The sequence below is a fragment of the Microseira wollei NIES-4236 genome (assembly GCF_020521235.1).
GTDB classification, from domain to species: Bacteria; Cyanobacteriota; Cyanobacteriia; order Cyanobacteriales; family Aerosakkonemataceae; genus Microseira; species Microseira wollei.
In genome coordinates this window covers 1-2410 of record NZ_BLAY01000393.1, presented here as the reverse complement: position 1 = coordinate 2410, position 2410 = coordinate 1, and the positions used below count along the sequence as shown (strand labels likewise).

The following is a 2410-nucleotide window of genomic DNA, read 5'->3' as shown; positions in this document are numbered from 1 at the left end:
TTTCTTGTCGGGTAGGAAGGTATCCGTCACCGCATCCTTCCCCCCTAAGAACCGTACTTGACAGTTACCCATCATACGGCTCAAGCATCCTCAACCTTTCGGTTTTGCTTTCCATGCACCGATTTGTGGCATTCTTGATGTAGGTGTACTAGGTTTTTGAGAGTTCCTCTTCCACCGTCTTTTACTGCCACTTTATGGTGCGTGTGCAGTTTTTCGCCATTAAACAGGTGTTCATTACACTCTGGACATTTCCAGTTTTGGTTGACTGCCACACAGTAGTCTCTTGAGCCTTTCGCCCAATATTCTCTACCGTGTTTGGTCATCCTATCTGTCCAGTATGATTTTAGCTCTGGGTTATCGGGTGTTGCTTTATCCTTGACTTTGATATGTCTGGTGATTTTCGTTTCGCCTATTTGGTATAGATTTACCTCTTGAGGTTCACCATGTCTATTATTCGTCTTGGCAAAGAATACCCAGTCTCCATTTACTCTTTTAAAGTATTTGGCTTTGACCCATTTTGCTCCCTTCTTCGGGTGCCTGCGTTTTGCCCATTTCCAGAGCATCTTCCACAGGATACTACCGAATGTTTGGAACGTTTCTGAACTGACACCGTGTTTGTAGTAGTTCGCCCACCCTCGCAGTATTGGGTTGAGGTATTGAATCACGCTTTCCGTTTTAATGGTCTTGTGGCTCTTTAACCATGCCTTGATTTCTCTTAACTTGGCTATAACCTTTTCCCTTTGAGGTTTTATTAGGCATTTCCCTCCGTATTGTCGGATATTAAACCCTAAGAAGTTGAACCCATCGGTTAGATTCCTGATTTGAGTTTTCTCTTCGTTTATAGTTAATCCTCTTTCAGCTAGAAATACCTTGATTGTGGGCAATATGTCTTCGATTTCCTCTCTGGTTTCGGCGGTCACCACAAAGTCATCTGCGTAGCGGATATATCCAAATCTAGGCAGTTTCATCCGCTTTACTTTTCCGGCTGATTTTCCGGATTTGAGAGTGTATTCCTTTGCCTTTATTTGTTGGCTTAGGATGTATTCCAATCCCTCTAGCGCTATATTGGCTAGTAAGGGACTGATTATTCCCCCTTGTGGTGTTCCTGATTCCGTTGAGTGCAATATCTCTGACTCTACATAACCTGCTAGAAGCCATTGTTTGATTAACTCTTTGCCTGGTATTTCTCCTATGGCTTTGAGTATGAAATCATGGCTGATATTGTCAAATGCGCCCTTTATATCGGCATCTAGAACCCAGGTGTGTCCACCGTTCGAGTTCAAGCGTATCCAACACTGTTCTATGGCATCGTGACAGCTTCTCCCAGGTCGGAAGCCGTAGCTATTTGCTTCAAATCTTGCCTCCCAGGTTGGTTCTAAAGCGTTCTTAACAATTGCTTGAGCGATTCTGTCTCGGATGGTTGGGATACCTAATGGTCTTTGTTTTCCATTCGCTTTGGGAATGTATACCCTTCTAGTTGGGCGAGCTTTCCATATTGCGTATCCTGGGAAATCCTTTATGAGTTTTACCCTGTCGTCGCCTGTTAGGGCTACTTCTTTATCAACGCCCGGAGTTTTCTTTCCTGCGTTTTCTTGGGTTACTCTTCTTACGCTCAAGAGCAGGTTGGCTTGGCTACGTAGCATCAGTTTTGTAAGGCTTCTAACCTTATTCCACTGTTTTCTTTGGGTTGCTTGAAAGATTCTTTGTCTCAAGTTCCTAACCAGACTTTTCTGTCTTTTCCAGTCGAGGCTGTTCCAGTCAGTTAGTTCTCGTCCTTTGGTTCCGATTTGGTTTCCCAATCTATCTTTCACCTTAGTTTGGTTCTCTTACATTGTTTCTTTCATGGATACCTGCCGGAAGTTTGCCGTCTTTCGGCTGGGGCAAATTTTGAACCCCTATCCCAAGCATTACCAAGGGCATTCGCTTTCTCCGGCATCCTTTACCCTCTGAATAGTTCCGCTTTCCTTACGGTTAGCCTACTCTGGTTTTCGACCAATTCCAGAGAATTCATAGGGCTTACTGTAGTGACCTGTGCTTGAGATTCAACCGATTTGGGTTCCACCTATTCTCCGGCGATTCTTTATCCTGCCTCTCATAAAAAGTCAAAGTTTATGAGCTTAATCGCTGTACCTTTTGGTCAGAGTGTGTCATCCTCATTTCACTCTCTCTACTTAACGAAGATTCAGACAGTGGTTACTTGTTGTTGACCCGTATCGGTTTTCCCCTTGCTCCATTCAGGTTGAGGCTACCTTGTTGGTTACTTTCGTGGTCTGCATTCCATTGGATTCATTACTTACTACCAATGTGACCAGACTCCAATGAGTCTTTTACTTGGGGACATCGGGACAGAAACCGAAGGGAGAGACGGCTCTCCACTCAATTTGTGATGGTTATTTAACCATCTAACACG

The 2410-nt window shown here is 44.1% G+C and carries 1 protein-coding gene; it reads right to left on the bottom strand.

The genetic code is table 11. From position 1 onward, the window contains the following. Positions 1-80: 80 nt before the first annotated feature. Complete coding sequence (ltrA, locus tag MiSe_RS48625) at positions 81-1811, bottom strand: group II intron reverse transcriptase/maturase (RefSeq protein WP_226594653.1); 1731 nt, start codon at positions 1809-1811, stop codon at positions 81-83. Positions 1812-2410 lie beyond the last annotated feature (599 nt).